We start from the raw sequence: 15704 nt of genomic DNA, 5'->3' as shown, positions 1-15704 counted from the left end.
TCAGGGCGGCGATCCTGAACCGATTTACGGCACTTGGAACGCCGCAAACTCAACGTGTGGGATGACTCTGTCCAGCGGAAGGGAAAACTCGACCTCAGGCTGATTTGTGCAACAGAGCCGCTTTATGAATGAAATTGACAGGATTGTTTAATTTGATTGTGCGGGATTATAAACCCCGCACAAGCGCCGCGCCATATCAGACTAGGAACCCACCCTACCCCCTCATACCATCTCCACCCGCAGCCTTTTCCCCACCGCCTTCGCATACTTCCGCAAGGTCTCCACCGAGGGCGACACCCGCCCGCCCTCCAGCCGCGCAATCGCCGACTGGGTCGTCCCCATCCGCTCCGCCAAAGCCTCTTGCGTCAGACCTGCCTCGGCGCGGGCCGAGATCATCGCCTCGATTACCGAATACTCCGCATCCGCCTCGGCATAGGCGGCGGCGAAGGCGGGATCTTTCATGTTCTTCGCCAGCATTTCGGCCAACGGAATGGTTCTGCTCATCGCGCCATCTCCCTCATCGCGAAATCTCCTTCATCCGCGCCCGCGCCAAGCTCAAAGCCCGCAGCGGTGTCTTTTCTGATTTCTTCTCAAACACATGCAGCAGCACAACGCGCCGCCGCTCCACCGCCACATAAAGCCCGCGCGCAATGCCTTCAGCGGCTTTGGCGCGCAATTCCCACAGCTTGCCGCCCAGATGCTTCACATGCGGCTCGCGCATCTGCTCCAGCCCATAGCTTTCGATCATCGCCATCAGGCGATACATCCGCGCCCGCAAACCTACGGGCAGCGCGTCAATCTCCATCTGAGCCGCCGCCAGCGCCTCCACCGACCATTGCATTTTCGCTATATACCCTTTCCGCTATATTCAATCAAGCCCTCCCCCGAACTCTCCCGCATCCTCCTTAACCAACCACTAACGCCGAACTTGCCCCAATCCTCCCCCGCGCCGATCCTGCGCCCAACAACCCCGGTGCCCATATGCCCCGTCTCGCCCTTGCCATAGCTTTCCTCGCCACCCCGGCTCTGGCCGACCCATTCAGCGGCAAAAGCTATATCATCCAGCTGTCCTCGACCCAGTATAGCTCGGGCTACGGCGCGTATCTGTTGCCGCGCTTGGCAAAGGTGATGGCGCAATCAGGCCTGAAAGCGAAAAACTGCCCCGGTGCCGATCTGGTGGTGAATGTCGAACCCGCCCCGGATGTAGGCCGCTGGGTTGGCACAGGTACAAATCGGGTCTGGCTTTACACGATCTCCGCAACCGTCGGCATCTCGCCAGAAACCTATGAGATTCCCTATGAGGGAACCCCCGCCTTTGGCGTCACCGCCAGCCTGCAAACCCTCAATCCCGACCGCGGCGATGAGATGGCCTGCCTGATCACCCTCGCCGCTCGCACCGCGCTGAAAAACTACCGCCCCACCGGTATCTTCAAAACCGATGGCAGCGCTTGCCTGCGAAAATAGTCCAAAACCTTAATAAACCCTTAACTCCACCACCCCATCCCCTTGAAATCACACACATAAAAAAGGTCCCGAGTTGGGACCCTGCGCAAATCCCCTTCCCCCCCGCAAAATCCGGCCCTATAAACCCGCATGCTGTCCTATCAACACCTGTTCCACGCCGGAAACCTCGCCGATGTCCAGAAGCACGCGCTTCTGGCCGTCATGCTCGATTACCTCACCCAAAAAGACAAACCGCTGACATATATCGAGACCCACGCGGGCCGCGGTCTCTATGATCTGGGCAGCGATGAGGCGCTGAAAACCGGCGAGGCCGAAGCGGGCATCGCCATTGCCGAACAATGGTTCCCGCCCCTGCACCCCTATCGCAACCGTCTCAATGAGGTCCGTGCCAGCTACGGCCCCCTCGCATATCCCGGCTCTCCCCTGATCGCCGCGCTCAGCTTGCGCGACCAAGACACCATTCACCTCGCCGAGCTTCACCCACAAGAACATCAACACCTGCGTCACGCCCTGAACCCGTGGAGCGCGCATGTCTACCGACAAGACGGCTTCGATCTGGCGCTTGCCGTCACCCCGCCCACGCCGCGCCGGGGTCTGATGCTGATTGATCCCAGCTACGAGGTGAAGGCCGATTACGACGCCATCCCCAAGCAAATCGCCAATATCAACCGCAAATGGAACGTCGGGATCATTGCTTTGTGGTATCCACTGCTGACAGGTGGCCCGCATGGCCCGATGCTGAAAGCCCTCGAAGCCCAGTTCCCCGAGGCCCTACGCTCGGAAGTCCGCTTTCCCCCGGCGCGGGAGGGGCATCGGATGGAAGGCTCGGGCCTGTTTATCGTCAATCCGCCTTACGGTCTGGCTGAAGAAGCCGCGCGGATTGAGACGCATTTCAAGGCGCTGTAATTTCAAGACCCTCTAAGGCTGGAATGTTCAAATGCTGGAATTTCACACCCTCGACGTGTTCACCGAAACCCCGTTCGCGGGCAACCCGCTTGCTGTGGTGCTGGGTGCCGACAGCCTGACCACCGCCGAAATGCAGACCCTCGCGCGCGAGTTCAACCTGTCCGAGACGATCTTCGTGCAAGCGCCGCAAGACCCTGCCCACACCGCCCGCGTCCGCATCTTCTTTCCCACCGCCGAGATCCCCTTTGCAGGCCATCCGACCATCGGCTGCGCCATCCATCTCGCCTGCGCCAGACACACGGGCGATTTTGAAACGCTGATCACGCTAGAGGAGGAAGCGGGCCTTGCCCAAGTTACCGTCAGCCGTCAAGGCCGCCATATTGAGGCCGAATTCGTAGCCCCCGTGCTGCCCTTCCCGGTCAAAACCGACCTGCCGCTTGATCTGATTGCCGCCAGCCTCGGCCTTGCGCCCGCCCAAATCGGCTTTGCCAACCATCGCCCCGCCACCCATCAAGGTGGCCCGCGCTTTCTGTATGTCCCCGTCGATAGCCTGCAAACCCTGAGCAATGCCAAACCGCACGAGCCGCATTGGTCCGTGCTGATGGCCCTCGCAGAAGTCGACAGCGCCTATCTTTACACCCCCGGCCAAACTTCACCCAGCCAGACTTGCGATTTCCAAGCCCGCATGTTTTCGCCCACCGCAGGCATCCCCGAAGACCCCGCCACCGGATCGGCCAGCGCCATTCTGGCCGCGCAACTTTGGCGAACCGGCGTGATCTCCTCGGGCAGCACCCGCTTGACCCTGCGCCAAGGCGTCGAGATGGGCCGCCCCTCCAGCATCGGCCTGACCATCGACGCCACCGCGCGCGGCATTACCGCCGTTCGTATCAAAGGCAGCGCCGTGCCGATCAGTTCGGGAAAAATCCGCCGCCCGTAACCGCTTCGTGCGCTTCGGCGCGAGCAACGCCACTTGGCAAGGCCGTAGCACCCGCCTATCCTGACAGCATGTTCGCAGAAATCCTCCGCAGCCTTCTGGCTCCCGCCCCGACCCGCATGGCCGATCCCGACGCCCGGCTGGCGCTTGCCGCCCTGCTGGTCAGGGTCGCGAAAACCGATGGCCTCTATGCCGTTGAAGAAGTCGAACGGATTGAGAAAATCCTGATGACCCGCAACGGGCTTGATGCGTTTGAGGCCGCCGCCCTGCGCGCCCAAGCCGAGGATTTCGAATCCCAAGCCCCCGACACCGTGCGCTTTACCCGCGCCCTGAAAGCCGCCGTGCCGCTGGAAGACCGCGCCGGGTTGGTCGAGGCTTTATGGTCCGTCGCCCTCGCCGATGGCCAGCGTGACGCCAGCGAAGATCAGCAAATGCGTTTGCTCGCCAACCTGTTGGGCCTTTCGGACGTCGAATCTGCGCAAGCCCGCCAGAAAGCCGACCGCGCATGATCGCCTCGCTTGGCATGTATGATCGCCCGGAAACCGCTGCCGCCAATGATCGGTTGTGGGCCAATATCCGCGACGGTCTGCGCGCCGAGGGCATCCAAGCCCCCGAAAGCCTGACAAGAGGCGAACACGCCTATTGGGACGCATGGCAATCGCCAGACCTCACCTTCTCGCAGACCTGCGGCTTTCCGTTCCGCGCCAAACTGCACGACCATGTTACCCTGATCGGCACCCCGGATTATGGCCTGCCCGGTTGCCCCCCTGGCCATTACACTTCGGTCTTCGTGGCCCGCCACGATGATCCGCGCAGCACTTTGGCCGCGTATTCCCACACGTCTTTCGCCTATAACGAAGACCTTAGCCAATCCGGTTGGGCCGCCCCGCAAAACCACGCGAGCGCCCGCGGCTTGCACTTCCCGCCCAGCCTGCAAACCGGCGGCCACCGGCTGTCTGCGCTTGCCGTCGCCGAATCCCGCGCTGATCTGGCGGCAATCGACGCGCTGACTTGGGAACTCTTGCGACAATACGAGCCCTTCGCCGCCCATCTGAAAGAAATCGCCTGTACCGAACCGCCGACGCCTGTGCTGCCCTATATCACCGCCAAAACCAATGATGCGGCAGTTTTCTTCCGCGTCACCGCAGCCGCGATTGCCGGCCTCAGCGCGGCTGATCAGGCCACATTGCACCTGAAAGGCCTGATCGCGATCCCGGCCAGCGCTTATCTTGCGGTGCCCACGCCGGCCTCACCTGAACAGATTGCGCATCTTTCTTAGGCAAAACGCCCAAGCACCCGCCAAAATGCGCTGCAAAACCCGTTGCAATGCCACCATTTCTGCGGCCTATTTGATCACCTGCCCCGAGATAAGGTCGCCAAGTGAACGAATCTGCCGATACACCCGTCATCGCGATCCATGATCTACACAAAAGCTACGGCGCGCTTGAGGTGTTGAAAGGCGTCGATCTGACCGCCCCACGTGGCCATGTGGTGTCGTTGATCGGCTCGTCTGGCTCGGGCAAATCCACCCTGCTGCGCTGCTGCAACTTGCTGGAAGACAGCCAACAGGGCGAGATCCGCTTTGAAGGCGAGCCGGTGCGCTGGAAGGGCCAAGGCCTTGGCCGCCACCCCGCCGACCGCGCGCAGGTCACCCGGATGCGCACCAATCTTTCCATGGTATTCCAGCAGTTTAACCTGTGGTCGCATATGACCATCCTGCAAAACGTTATGGAAGCCCCGGTGACGGTGATGAAGCGCGACCCGAGAGAGGTTGAGGTGAAAGCCCGCGAATACCTCGCCAAAGTTGGCATCGCCGATAAGGCCGATGCTTGGCCCGCGATGCTGTCGGGCGGCCAACAACAACGCGCCGCCATCGCCCGCGCCTTGTGCATGGAACCCCGCGCCTTGCTGTTTGACGAGCCGACCTCCGCTCTTGACCCCGAACTGGAGCAAGAGGTGATCAAGGTGATCAAGGCACTGGCCGATGAAGGTCGCACCATGATCCTTGTCACCCACGATATGAAACTCGCCGCCGACGTGTCCGATCACGTCATCTTCCTGCACTTAGGCAAAATCGAAGAACAAGGCCCGCCGACGGACCTATTCGGCAGCCCAAAAACCGACCGCCTGCGCGGGTTCTTGTCCGCAGGCGCACATTAAAAAAACCAAAAACCAACCGGGAGATACCAATGAAAAAACTACTTTTCGCCACCGCGCTTATGGCGCTATCCGCAGGCTTCGCCTCGGCGGACGTGGTGCGCTTGGCGACCGAGGGCGCATACCCCCCGTTCAACTTCATCGACGACAAGGGCGAAGTGGCAGGGTTCGAGCGCGAATTCGGCGATGAGGTCTGCAAGCGGGCAGCACTGGAATGTACCTGGACCACCAACGAATGGGACAGCATCATCCCCAACCTGCAATCGGGCAACTACGACGTGATCATCGCGGGCATGTCGATCACCGACGAGCGTTCCAAAGTCATCACCTTCTCGGACAACTACTATCCACCAGCCGCTTCGGCCTATCTTGCCGCCTCGGCGGATGCCGATGTGAAAACCGGCGTGGTTTCGGCCCAAGTCGGCACCATCCAAGCCGCTTATGTGGCTGAATCCGGCGCCACCCTGCTGGAATTCCCCACCCCCGATGAAACCGTCGCCGCTGTACGCAACGGTGAGGCTGTCGCAGTGTTTGCCGACAAAGACTATCTGCGCCCCTTCGCAGCGGAATCGAACGGTGCTTTGGTTTTTGCGGGCGAAGACATCGCCATCGGTGGTGGCGTCGGTCTGGGCATGCGCCAGTCCGATACCGAGTTGAAAGCCAAGATGGACACGGCGATCAAAGCGATGAAAGCCGATGGCAGCCTGAACGTTTTGATTGAGAAGTATTTCGGCCCGGAAGGTCTGAAATTCTAATCCCAAAGGCCCCCCGGCACATATCGGGGGGCCACTTTATTTCGGGCAGATCAAATGTTCGCAGCTTGCGCCACCCCCAAAGCGATTGAGGGCCTGACTTGGGCCATGTGCTACCTGACATCGGGCAAGCACCTTGATTTTTATTGGTCTTTTGTCACCGTGCTGTTGCTGCTGGCAATCACCGCCCCGGTGGCCATGGCCTTGGGCTTTGGTGGGGCGATGGCTGCGCGCAGCCAGATTGCCCCTTTGCGCTGGATCGGCAAAGCCTATACCGCGATGGTGCGCGGTGTGCCGGATATCGTGTATTTCCTGTTCTTCGTCATCGCGCTGGACCAAGGCATCGAATACCTCAACCATTTGCGGGTCTGCGACGACCTCTCACAACCGGTGTTCCGCGGCCTTGAATTCCACGTCTGCCCGCAAGCCAAAGTCCCCCCCGCCACCGCATCGCCCTTCACCTTCCAAGCCTACAGCTTTGGCCTTGCGGTGATCACCTTCGCCATCGTGTTCGGCGCTTTTGTCGCCAACGTGATCTATGGCGCGATGCAAGCCGTGCCCCGCGCCCAGTTGGAAACCGCCGAGGCTTATGGGATGAGCCACGGCCAAGTTTTCCGCCGCGTGCTGGTGCCGCAAATGTGGACCTACGCTTTACCGGGCCTGACCAACCTGTGGATGATCCTGATCAAAGCCACGCCTTTGCTGTTCCTTCTGTCGGTCAAAGACATCGTTTATTACGCCCGCGAGTTGGGCGGCACCAAGACCCAAGCCTATGACTACCCGCACCCCGATTGGCGGCTATACTACTTCCTTGGCCTGCTGGTGTTCTATTTGCTGATGACCAAACTTTCGGAAATCGTGCTGACCCGCATCTCAAACCGGCTGTCCAAAGGCCAAGCCACCGCCGCAGGCGAAGCCATGCGAAAGGCCGCGATATGAGCTGCTGGGAGACCTTCACCGATTACGCGCTGCGCTCTGTCGGCATTGGCGCGAAACTGCTGCCGAAGACCGATTTCACCCTCTGCCAGCAATTCACCCTGATCGGTTCCGGCCTGATCTGGAACGTCTATTTCGGCGCTTTGGCGCTGCTGTTTGGCTTCTTCCTCGCCAATGCCCTCGCCTTGGCCCGCATCGCCCATAACCCATGGCTGCGCAAACCCGCCGAGTGGTTCGTGTTTGTCTTCCGCGGCTCGCCCTTGTTCATCCAATTCTTCCTCGCCTATGAAATGCTGGTGATGCTGCCCCGCACGGGCATTGAGCTGTTCGGCCTGACCCTCACCTCATCCTGGCTGACCAAAGCTTGGGCGGGCGCGCTGATCGTGTTGTTCCTCAACACCGCCGCCTATTCCGCCGAGATTTTCTACGGCGCTTTGCGCTCGATCCCGAAAGGCGATCTGGAAGCCGCCGAAGCCTATGGCATCACCGGTTTTGCCAAATTCCGCCGCGTGCAATGGCCAACCATGCTGCGCCTCGCCTGGCCCAGCTACACCAATGAGGCGATTTTCCTGTTTCAATCCACCACTTTGGTGTTTTTCTCGGGCTTCCCGGCACTCAGCCAACAAGGTGACGCGCTCTATTACGCCAACTATTTCGCCGACAAAACTTTCAACCCGTTCATCCCTTATCCGATTGTCGCGATGTATTTCGTTCTGCTCACCTTGGGGGTGATCTGGCTGTTTGGCCGCATCAATCGCCACCTGAACCGCCATCTGCCGCAAAACATCCGCAGCAGAATTCGCTTGCGTCCTCAGCTGATCCGATAGTAACCTACATTTGATCAAATTGCGGGACTGCTATCGTGGCAGCCGCCGGGATCACAAAAAAGGATAGGATCAAGGGCATGATCCGATCTGTCCGCTGGCCATTTTGGCAAGTGTGGGCGGCTCCATGCCTTCCTGATGTGCAATGATGAAAGACTGGCTGAGAAAGCATCCCGACGTGCGGACCATTCGTGTCGCTGCGGCGGATTTGAACGGGCAAGCCCGTGGTAAACGCGTGCCTGCGCGCTTTGCTGATAGCGTGGTGAAAAACGGCACAAGGTTCCCGTTTTCCGTTCTGAACCTCGACATCTGGGGCGAAGACATTGACGACAGCCCGCTGGTGTTCGAGCAGGGCGACCAAGACGGCATCCTGAAACCCACCGAGCGCGGCTTCATGCCGATGCCATGGCTGGAAGCCCCCACCGCTTTGCTGCCGATCTGGATGTTCCGCGAAAACGGCACGCCGTATGAGGGTGACCCGCGCCATGCTCTGCGCGCTGTGGTCGATCGTTTCAAAGCCCGTGGCCTAACGCCCGTGTGTGCCATTGAGCTGGAATTCTTCCTGATCGACGATTCTGGCAAAACCCTGCAAGCCCCCGCCTCACCGCGTTCCGGCAAGGTGCGCAAAGCCGCAGAAACCCTGTCAATCCGGGCACTTGACGCGTTCGACACCTTCTTCACCGACCTCTACGACGCCTGTGAAGCGATGGATATCCCCGCCGACACCACCACTTCGGAAACCGGGCTTGGTCAGTTTGAGGTCAACCTGATGCATTGCGACGACGCCCTGCGTGCCGCCGATGATGCATGGTTGTTCAAGATGCTGGTCAAGGGTCTGGCGCGGCGTCACGGCTTTGCGGCTTCGTTCATGGCGAAACCTTACCCGGAATATTCCGGCTCGGGTCTGCACACCCATTTTTCTGTGATTGATGACAAGGGTGACAACGTGTTTGATAGCGGCGGCCCGAAAGGCACCGCGATGATGAAAAACGCCGTCGCGGGCTGTCTGAATGCGATGCACGATTCCACACTGATCTTTGCGCCGCACCAGAATTCCTATGAGCGTTTGGTGCCGGGCAAACACGCCCCCACCGCGATTGCTTGGGGCTATGAAAACCGCACCGCTGCGATCCGTATCCCGGCAGGCAACCCCGCCGCGCGCCGCATTGAACACCGTGTCGCAGGCGGCGATGTGAACCCTTACCTCATGCTCGCCGCGATCTTGGGTGCGGCACTGGACGGGATTGAGAATCAGCTGGAACCCTCCAGCCCGGTGGTCGGCAATGCCTATGCGGTTGAAGGTCTGCCGCAGATCCCGACCAGTTGGGAGGCCGCGATTGACGCGATGGAGCAATCCGAAATCGTTGCCCGCTTTATCCACCCCGAGCTGATCAAGAACCTGATCTCGACCAAGCGGCAAGAGCATCACTACATTGGTGAGCTGACCGACGCCGAGCGGATTGAGCTGTACCTCGACACGGTCTGAGGCGGAATTCGCGCGAATTCCGTTCCCGATTTCAGTGCGGAAATCGCCTTGGTCCCGGCGTTTGATCAAAGCTTGCAGCATCCCCCCTTGACCGACCGGGGGGGGTGCTGCGCTACCCTCGACTCACCCAACTTGGACAGCACATGCTCATCGGAATCCTGCAAACTGGCCTTGCCCCTGACGCGCTTGTGAAAACGTCGGGCGACTACCCGGATATGTTCGCGCGCCTGCTGGCGGGAAACGGTTTCAGCTATCGCACCTTTCGCGTGGTTGAGGGTGAATTTCCGGCCTCCGTCAACGACTGCGACGGCTGGCTGATCACCGGATCGCGCCACGGCGCTTACGAAGATCACCCATGGATTCCGCCGTTAGAGGTTTTCATCCGCGATGCCTACGCCGCCCATATCCCGATGGTTGGCATCTGCTTTGGCCACCAGATCATCGCACAAGCGATGGGCGGCCGCGTTGAACGCTACGCTGGCGGCTGGGCGGTCGGTGCCACCGATTACGATTTCAACGGTCAGCACATGACCCTGAACGCGTGGCACCGCGATCAGGTCACCGAAAAGCCCGCCAATGCATCGGTTCTGGCAACAAACGATTTCTGCACCAATGCGGCACTGATCTATGATGATCGGATGCTGACCGTGCAAGCCCATCCTGAATTTCGCCCCGAATTCATTGATGGCCTGATGCAAACTCGGGGCAAAGGTTTGGTCCCTGACGATGTGATGGCGGCAGCCGCAGACCGGCTGTCAGACCCGATTCAGGATCAAACCATGGCGGCGCAGATCGCTGCTTTCTTCAAGGCCAAAAGACACAAAGTCCCCGCCTGACAGACGGGGTTAACCCGAACCAACAGTGTGAAAAAATGTCCAAATGGACCGACCAACTGCCAGAGGCAGCCCGCAACTACATCGGTGATCGCCGGGTGGATGAAGTCGAATGTGTGATCGGCGATATCGCAGGCGTGGCGCGCGGCAAAGCCATGCCGGCGGCGAAATTCGCCTATCAAACCAACTACTTCCTGCCCAATTCGATCTTCCTGCAAACCATCACCGGGGAATGGGCCGACAATCCGTTCGATGCTTTCACCGAGCCGGATATGATTCTGGAACCCGATTTCACCACCGCCACCGCCGCCCCCTGGACCGCCGATGTGACGCTGCAAGTGATCCACGACGCCAAGGATCAGGACGGCAACCTGATCCCCTTCGCCCCGCGCAACGTTTTGCGCCGGATCATGGACCTTTACGCCGCCCAAGGCTGGACGCCCGTCGTGGCACCCGAGATGGAATTTTTCCTGACCGCCCGCAACATCGACCCCAACCAGCCGGTGATCCCGCCGATGGGCCGCTCGGGACGAAGGGCTGCGGGCAAGCAAGCCTATAGCCTGTCGGCGATTGACGAATACGGCAAGGTGATCGACGACATCTATGATTTTGCCGAGGCGCAAGGCCTTGAAATTGATGGCATCCTGCAAGAAGGTGGTGCGGGCCAGATTGAGTTGAACCTTGCCCATGGCGACCCCATTCGCCTTGCAGACGATGTGTTTTTCTTCAAACGCCTGATCCGCGAAGCCGCCCTGCGCCACGATTGTTTCGCCACCTTCATGGCCAAACCCATCGCCGGAGAGCCGGGTTCGGCGATGCATATTCACACCTCGGTCGTCGATAGCAAAACCGGCAAGAACATCTTTTCCGACAAAAAGGGCGGTGAGACCGAGCATTTCCTGCATTTCATCGCTGGGATGCAGAACCACCTGACCGGGGCCATTGCGCTGATTGCACCCTACGTGAACAGCTATCGCCGCTATGTGCCGGATTTTGCAGCCCCAATTAACCTTGAATGGGGCCGCGACAATCGCACCACCGGGATCCGCATCCCGATCTCGGCCCCAGCGGGCCGTCGGGTGGAAAACCGCCTGCCGGGAATGGATTGCAACCCCTATCTTGGCATCGCCGCCACCTTGGCTTGCGGTTATCTCGGCCTGATGGAAAAGAAAAACCCGCGCCCGGAATTTGCAGGTTCCGCCTATATCGACAGCGACGATATTCCGGTCAACTTGGGCGATGCGCTTGACCTTTTGGAAGAAGACAAAGCCCTGTGCGAGATGATGGGACCGGAATTCGTAGCAGTCTACGATTCGGTAAAGCGCAATGAATACAAAGAATTCCTGCAAGTCATCAGCCCGTGGGAACGCGAACACCTGCTGTTGAACGTATAACATGAACCTGTTGCACGCGAATGATCAGACGGGGGCCTACCCCCCGTCTTACTACGCCGCCACCCGCACACCGCTGGCCGCTTTCCCAGCCTTGCAAGGCGAGATCCGCGCCGACGTTTGCATCGTCGGCGGCGGCTATACCGGCCTGTCCGCAGCGCTGCATCTGGCCGAAAAAGGCTATGATGTGGTGCTGCTCGAAGCGCATAAACTCGGCTTCGGGGCCTCGGGGCGCAATGGTGGGCAGGTCGGCTCCGGCCAGCGCCAGGATCAGGATTGGATCGAGAAAGCCGTGGGGGTTCAGACTGCCCATAAGCTTTGGGATTTAGCTGAAGAATCAAAGGCTTTGGTGAAGAATCTCATCCAAACTCATAACATGCCCGTCACCTTTCACCCCGGCATTGCGCACGCCTGTTGGACAGAGGCACAGGTGCGTGACAGCCATGCCTATGCTGAAAAACTTCAGCGCGACTACGGCTACACCCATCTCGAACCGCTTGATCGCGCAGGCATCCAAAACCTGATCGGCTCCAAGGTCTACAAAGGTGGCGAGATTGACCATGACGCGGGCCATTTGCACCCGCTGAACTACGCCCTTGGCCTTGCAAGCGCCGCCGCCAAATCTGGCGCGCGCCTGCATGAACTCTCGGAAGTCACCCATATCGACCACGGCGCGCAGCCAACCGTCCACACCGCCCAAGGCCGCGTCCATGCCAAACACCTGATCCTTGCGGGCAACGGTTATCTCGGCAATCTCGCGCCAAAAGTCGCGGCAAAAGTCATGCCGATCAACAACTTCATCGTGGCCACCGAACCCTTGGGGGATCGCGCCAAAGACATCTTGTCGCAAAACGTGGCCGTCGCCGACACCAAATTCGTCGTCAACTACTGGCGGCTGTCGGAGGACAACCGCCTGCTGTTTGGCGGCGGCGAATCCTACGGCTACCGCTTCCCCGATCTGATCAAAACCGTCTCGAAACCGATGCTTCAGGTCTACCCCCAACTGAAAGGCACCAAGATCGACTACGCCTGGGGCGGCACTTTGGCGATCACCATGAACCGGATGCCCTGCTTCACCCGGCCCTATGCGAACACCCTCTCCGCCTCGGGCTACTCTGGCCACGGCGTCGCGATGGCGACCCTTGCGGGCAAAATCCTCGCCGAAGCCACCGCGGCGCAATCGGAACGCTTTGATCTGATGGCCAGCCTGCCACAACCGCGCTTTCCCGGTGGTGCGACGCTACGTTGGCCGCTGCTGGTGCTGGCGATGACATGGTATGGCATGCGCGACCGTTTGGGCCTGTAAGGCAATTTCGCCCACAAACCCCCGCTTAGAAAGCACACCGGCGCTGTCAACCGCCACAACCAAAGCAGAAATCCGCTGCACTGTCGGCGGATTTCACCGCAGGCGCGCGATTGTCACTAGCCTGTCACCAATCCTGTGTTTAAAGCTTTTCTAAAGAAGACTTTAAGGAAAGCTGTGATCATGGCTGCTGACGGACAAACCCGCGCCCCGCAAACCTACGATGCCGAACCGATCCCCGAGGCCGCCCGCGCCGAGATTGAACGCCTGCTCAGCTCGGGCGATCTGTTCCGCTACACTGCCGCCGAAGGTGCCCCGGTGGCGCTGTTGGAGCAGGAATTTGCCGACCTGCTAGGCGCCAAATACGCCCTCGCCGTCGCCTCATGTTCCGCCGCCTTGTTCCTCGCCATCAAAGCGCTTGACCTGCCGCGTGGTGCCAATATCCTGATCCCCGCCTTCACCTTCGCCGCCGTGCCCTCTGCCGTTGTCCATGCCGATTGCACGCCGGTTCTGGTTGAGGTTGGCGACAACTACCGCGTTGATATGGTGGATTTCGCCGCCAAACTGCCGGGGGCAGCCGCAGTTCTGATCAGCCACATGCGTGGCCATACCAGCGATATGGATGCGATCATGGCACTCTGCGATGCGCGCAATATCCCGGTGATCGAAGACGCCGCCCACAGCCTGGGCACCACTTGGAACGGCAAAAACATCGGCACCATCGGCAAGGTCGGTTGCTTCAGCTTCCAATCCTACAAGCTGGTCAACGCGGGCGAAGGTGGCATCCTGACCACCGATGATCCCGAAATCGCCGCCCGCTGCGTGATCATGTCGGGCGCGTATGAGCAGAACTGGAAAAAGCATCCCGGCATGCAGAACAGCTACATGCTGTGGCAAAACAAACTGCCGCTCTACAACATGCGGATGCAAAACCTGTCTGCCGCCGTGATCCGCCCGCAACTGCCCGAAGTCGCTGCCCGCGTCGCCAAGGGCCGCGCCGGCCATGACCGAGTCGCCGAACAGCTGAACGCCAGCCCGTTCCTGACTGTGCCACCCGCTCTGCCGCCGGAACAGCGCGCGCCCGATTCGATCCAGTTCAACCTCGGCGGGGATTGGACCGACGCGCAGGCCTTCGCCTTCCAAGGCCATGCCAAACAGCGCGGCGTTTCGGTGCAAATCTTTGGCCTCACCGAAGGCAACGCCCGCGCGTTCTGGAACTGGGAATTCCTTGGCCCTGCCCCTGATCTGCCGCAGACCCGCGCCATGCTGATGCGCGCCTGCGACGTGCGGCTGCCGACCCGACTGACCGCAGCGGAACTGGATTACATCGCCGAGACGCTGATCCATGCGGCCACTACGGTGAAAGCCCCGCTGAAATCCGCAGCCATCGCCTCGGCCTGAATCCACCCGATAAATCATCGTGATAAATCAGTGGGGGGCCTGCATTTTCCCCCTTGCAGCCGCCCTGCCGCTCGCTTATTTCACCGCAATCCGACGGTTGCGGGCGTAGCTCAGGGGTAGAGCATAACCTTGCCAAGGTTAGGGTCGTGAGTTCGAATCTCATCGCCCGCTCCATCGGAAATCCAAGACCTGCATGAAAAAAGCGCCCCATGGGGCGCTTTTTGCTGTGTTGATCCCCCACCGCCCCGGCCTTGGGCCGAGGCCTCTCGGATTGGAGCGGGAGCCCCCGCTCAAGGCCGGGGCGGCGTGGAGGGGCCGCTACCGCATCCGCATCCCACCGGCATCAAACCGAAACGCGCGCGGCGCATCAGGGGTCAGATACACCGCCTCATCCACCGCGAAATCCTGCTCGCCAAACTGCCGCACCGTAAGCGGGCCATGCGGTTCCGCCCGTACATAAATCAGCGTCTCGCTGCCCAGCTTTTCGACATGGCTGATCCGCCCGGCAATCATGCCCGCATCGCGTGAGATTGCCAGATGTTCGGGGCGCACCCCAACCTTCTCGCCCTGCTCACCCATCGCCTGCGCCTTCAGGAAGTTCATCTTCGGGCTGCCGATAAACCCCGCGACAAAGGCGTTGTCGGGATCATTGTACAATTCCATCGGCCGCCCGACCTGCTCCACCCGCCCGGCGTTCAGCACCACGATCTTGTCGGCCAGCGTCATCGCCTCGACCTGATCATGCGTGACGTAAACCATCGTCGCCTTCAATTCCCGGTGCAAACGCGCAATCTCGATCCGGGTATTCACCCGCAACGCCGCATCCAGATTCGACAGCGGCTCGTCAAACAGAAACAGCTTTGGCGTGCGCACAATCGCCCGGCCAATCGCCACCCGCTGCCGCTGCCCGCCCGACAATTCCGCAGGGCGGCGATCCAGCAGCGCCTCCAGCGACAGCATGCCGCTCGCCCGCGCCACACTTTCCGCCACCTTAGCCGTCGATGATCCCGCCTGTTTCAACCCCAGCCCCATGTTATCCCGCACCGTCAAATGCGGGTAAAGCGCGTAAGATTGGAACACCATCGCGATTTCGCGCTTGCTCGGCGGGGTATTGTTCACCGAAACGCCGTCGATTTTAATCTCGCCACCGCTTGCATCCTCCAGCCCGGCGATGATCCGCAATAGGGTGGATTTTCCGCAACCCGAGGGGCCAACAAACACGCAGAATTCGCCATCTTCGACTGTCAGGTTCACACCTTTGATGACATCGACGGTGCCGAAGGATTTGGTGACAGCAGATAAAGTCAGATTGCCCAT

Annotated in this window: 17 protein-coding genes and 1 tRNA gene; 15 read left to right on the top strand and 3 right to left on the bottom strand. The window is 60.1% G+C overall.

The window, feature by feature from the left end; all coding sequences use genetic code 11:
* Positions 1 to 222 precede the first annotated feature (222 nt).
* Together ACP7AP_RS12600 and ACP7AP_RS12595 are read right to left on the bottom strand one after the other, a co-directional pair.
* A complete protein-coding gene (locus ACP7AP_RS12600; protein WP_426034556.1) occupies positions 223 to 504 on the bottom strand; it encodes a helix-turn-helix domain-containing protein in 282 nt (93 codons plus the stop codon).
* 13 nt (positions 505 to 517) lie between these two features.
* Positions 518 to 841, bottom strand: a complete 324-nt coding sequence (locus ACP7AP_RS12595) for a type II toxin-antitoxin system RelE/ParE family toxin (RefSeq protein WP_426034555.1) — start codon at positions 839 to 841, stop codon at positions 518 to 520.
* 140 nt (positions 842 to 981) lie between these two features.
* Between ACP7AP_RS12595 and ACP7AP_RS12590 the strand changes: the two genes are divergently transcribed.
* From ACP7AP_RS12590 to ACP7AP_RS12520, 15 genes are all read left to right on the top strand, one after another.
* Positions 982 to 1464: a hypothetical protein gene (locus ACP7AP_RS12590; protein ID WP_426034554.1), complete on the top strand. Its 483-nt coding sequence runs from the start codon at positions 982 to 984 to the stop codon at positions 1462 to 1464.
* A 129-nt stretch (positions 1465 to 1593) separates the two neighbouring features.
* Positions 1594 to 2370, top strand: a complete 777-nt coding sequence (locus ACP7AP_RS12585) for a 23S rRNA (adenine(2030)-N(6))-methyltransferase RlmJ (RefSeq protein WP_426034553.1) — start codon at positions 1594 to 1596, stop codon at positions 2368 to 2370.
* A gap of 31 nt (positions 2371 to 2401) precedes the next feature.
* Positions 2402 to 3307, top strand: a complete 906-nt coding sequence (locus ACP7AP_RS12580) for a PhzF family phenazine biosynthesis protein (protein ID WP_426034552.1) — start codon at positions 2402 to 2404, stop codon at positions 3305 to 3307.
* 68 nt (positions 3308 to 3375) lie between these two features.
* The gene (locus tag ACP7AP_RS12575) at positions 3376 to 3813 is read left to right on the top strand and encodes a TerB family tellurite resistance protein (RefSeq protein ID WP_426034551.1); all 438 of its coding nucleotides are present in this window, start codon (positions 3376 to 3378) and stop codon (positions 3811 to 3813) included.
* On the top strand, positions 3810 to 4583 hold the full coding sequence (locus ACP7AP_RS12570; protein ID WP_426034550.1) for a phosphate/phosphite/phosphonate ABC transporter substrate-binding protein: 774 nt from the start codon (positions 3810 to 3812) through the stop codon (positions 4581 to 4583). Before ACP7AP_RS12575 ends, ACP7AP_RS12570 begins: the two co-directional genes overlap by 4 nt.
* Before the next feature lie 101 nt (positions 4584 to 4684).
* A complete protein-coding gene (locus tag ACP7AP_RS12565; protein WP_426034549.1) occupies positions 4685 to 5464 on the top strand; it encodes an ABC transporter ATP-binding protein in 780 nt (259 codons plus the stop codon).
* A gap of 29 nt (positions 5465 to 5493) precedes the next feature.
* Positions 5494 to 6216, top strand: a complete 723-nt coding sequence (locus ACP7AP_RS12560) for a transporter substrate-binding domain-containing protein (RefSeq protein ID WP_426034548.1) — start codon at positions 5494 to 5496, stop codon at positions 6214 to 6216.
* A 54-nt stretch (positions 6217 to 6270) separates the two neighbouring features.
* Positions 6271 to 7152 carry an ABC transporter permease gene (locus tag ACP7AP_RS12555; protein ID WP_426034547.1) on the top strand — a complete coding sequence of 294 codons (882 nt, stop codon included), beginning with the start codon at positions 6271 to 6273 and terminating at the stop codon, positions 7150 to 7152.
* Positions 7149 to 7976: an ABC transporter permease gene (locus ACP7AP_RS12550; protein WP_426034546.1), complete on the top strand. Its 828-nt coding sequence runs from the start codon at positions 7149 to 7151 to the stop codon at positions 7974 to 7976. The genes ACP7AP_RS12555 and ACP7AP_RS12550 overlap by 4 nt, the downstream gene beginning before the upstream one ends.
* Positions 7977 to 8121: 145 nt before the next feature.
* On the top strand, positions 8122 to 9459 hold the full coding sequence (locus ACP7AP_RS12545) for a glutamine synthetase family protein (RefSeq protein ID WP_426034545.1): 1338 nt from the start codon (positions 8122 to 8124) through the stop codon (positions 9457 to 9459).
* Between the two features lie 143 nt (positions 9460 to 9602).
* Positions 9603 to 10295, top strand: coding sequence for a type 1 glutamine amidotransferase (locus tag ACP7AP_RS12540; protein WP_426034544.1), 693 nt, complete (start codon positions 9603 to 9605; stop codon positions 10293 to 10295).
* A gap of 35 nt (positions 10296 to 10330) precedes the next feature.
* The gene (locus tag ACP7AP_RS12535; protein WP_426034543.1) at positions 10331 to 11686 is read left to right on the top strand and encodes a glutamine synthetase family protein; all 1356 of its coding nucleotides are present in this window, start codon (positions 10331 to 10333) and stop codon (positions 11684 to 11686) included.
* Position 11687: 1 nt separating this feature from the next.
* A complete protein-coding gene (locus ACP7AP_RS12530) occupies positions 11688 to 12989 on the top strand; it encodes an NAD(P)/FAD-dependent oxidoreductase (protein ID WP_426034542.1) in 1302 nt (433 codons plus the stop codon).
* A gap of 180 nt (positions 12990 to 13169) precedes the next feature.
* Positions 13170 to 14387: a DegT/DnrJ/EryC1/StrS family aminotransferase gene (locus ACP7AP_RS12525; RefSeq protein WP_426034541.1), complete on the top strand. Its 1218-nt coding sequence runs from the start codon at positions 13170 to 13172 to the stop codon at positions 14385 to 14387.
* 99 nt (positions 14388 to 14486) lie between these two features.
* Positions 14487 to 14561 (top strand) — tRNA-Gly (locus ACP7AP_RS12520).
* 144 nt (positions 14562 to 14705) lie between these two features.
* Here ACP7AP_RS12520 and ACP7AP_RS12515 read toward each other — a convergent pair.
* The gene (locus tag ACP7AP_RS12515; protein ID WP_426034540.1) at positions 14706 to 15704 is read right to left on the bottom strand and encodes an ABC transporter ATP-binding protein; all 999 of its coding nucleotides are present in this window, start codon (positions 15702 to 15704) and stop codon (positions 14706 to 14708) included.

Origin of the sequence: Cypionkella sp. TWP1-2-1b2, from assembly GCF_049896245.1 — a bacterium.
Classification (GTDB): Bacteria; Pseudomonadota; Alphaproteobacteria; order Rhodobacterales; family Rhodobacteraceae; genus Cypionkella.
This window is presented reverse-complemented; position numbering and strand designations above follow the sequence as displayed.

Bases quoted from the DNA above. Each gene is read 5' to 3' on its own strand.
- ACP7AP_RS12525 (WP_426034541.1), top strand. From the start codon at position 13,170: ATGGCTGCTGACGGACAAACCCGCGCCCCGCAAACCTACGATGCCGAA.
- ACP7AP_RS12555 (WP_426034547.1), top strand. From the start codon at position 6,271: ATGTTCGCAGCTTGCGCCACCCCCAAAGCGATTGAGGGCCTGACTTGG.
- ACP7AP_RS12530 (WP_426034542.1), top strand. From the start codon at position 11,688: ATGAACCTGTTGCACGCGAATGATCAGACGGGGGCCTACCCCCCGTCT.
- ACP7AP_RS12540 (WP_426034544.1), top strand. From the start codon at position 9,603: ATGCTCATCGGAATCCTGCAAACTGGCCTTGCCCCTGACGCGCTTGTG.
- ACP7AP_RS12585 (WP_426034553.1), top strand. From the start codon at position 1,594: ATGCTGTCCTATCAACACCTGTTCCACGCCGGAAACCTCGCCGATGTC.
- ACP7AP_RS12580 (WP_426034552.1), top strand. From the start codon at position 2,402: ATGCTGGAATTTCACACCCTCGACGTGTTCACCGAAACCCCGTTCGCG.
- ACP7AP_RS12570 (WP_426034550.1), top strand. From the start codon at position 3,810: ATGATCGCCTCGCTTGGCATGTATGATCGCCCGGAAACCGCTGCCGCC.
- ACP7AP_RS12575 (WP_426034551.1), top strand. From the start codon at position 3,376: ATGTTCGCAGAAATCCTCCGCAGCCTTCTGGCTCCCGCCCCGACCCGC.
- ACP7AP_RS12535 (WP_426034543.1), top strand. From the start codon at position 10,331: ATGTCCAAATGGACCGACCAACTGCCAGAGGCAGCCCGCAACTACATC.
- ACP7AP_RS12590 (WP_426034554.1), top strand. From the start codon at position 982: ATGCCCCGTCTCGCCCTTGCCATAGCTTTCCTCGCCACCCCGGCTCTG.
- ACP7AP_RS12600 (WP_426034556.1), bottom strand. From the start codon at position 504: ATGAGCAGAACCATTCCGTTGGCCGAAATGCTGGCGAAGAACATGAAA.
- ACP7AP_RS12595 (WP_426034555.1), bottom strand. From the start codon at position 841: ATGCAATGGTCGGTGGAGGCGCTGGCGGCGGCTCAGATGGAGATTGAC.
- ACP7AP_RS12545 (WP_426034545.1), top strand. From the start codon at position 8,122: ATGAAAGACTGGCTGAGAAAGCATCCCGACGTGCGGACCATTCGTGTC.
- ACP7AP_RS12550 (WP_426034546.1), top strand. From the start codon at position 7,149: ATGAGCTGCTGGGAGACCTTCACCGATTACGCGCTGCGCTCTGTCGGC.
- ACP7AP_RS12515 (WP_426034540.1), bottom strand. From the start codon at position 15,704: ATGGGCAATCTGACTTTATCTGCTGTCACCAAATCCTTCGGCACCGTC.
- ACP7AP_RS12560 (WP_426034548.1), top strand. From the start codon at position 5,494: ATGAAAAAACTACTTTTCGCCACCGCGCTTATGGCGCTATCCGCAGGC.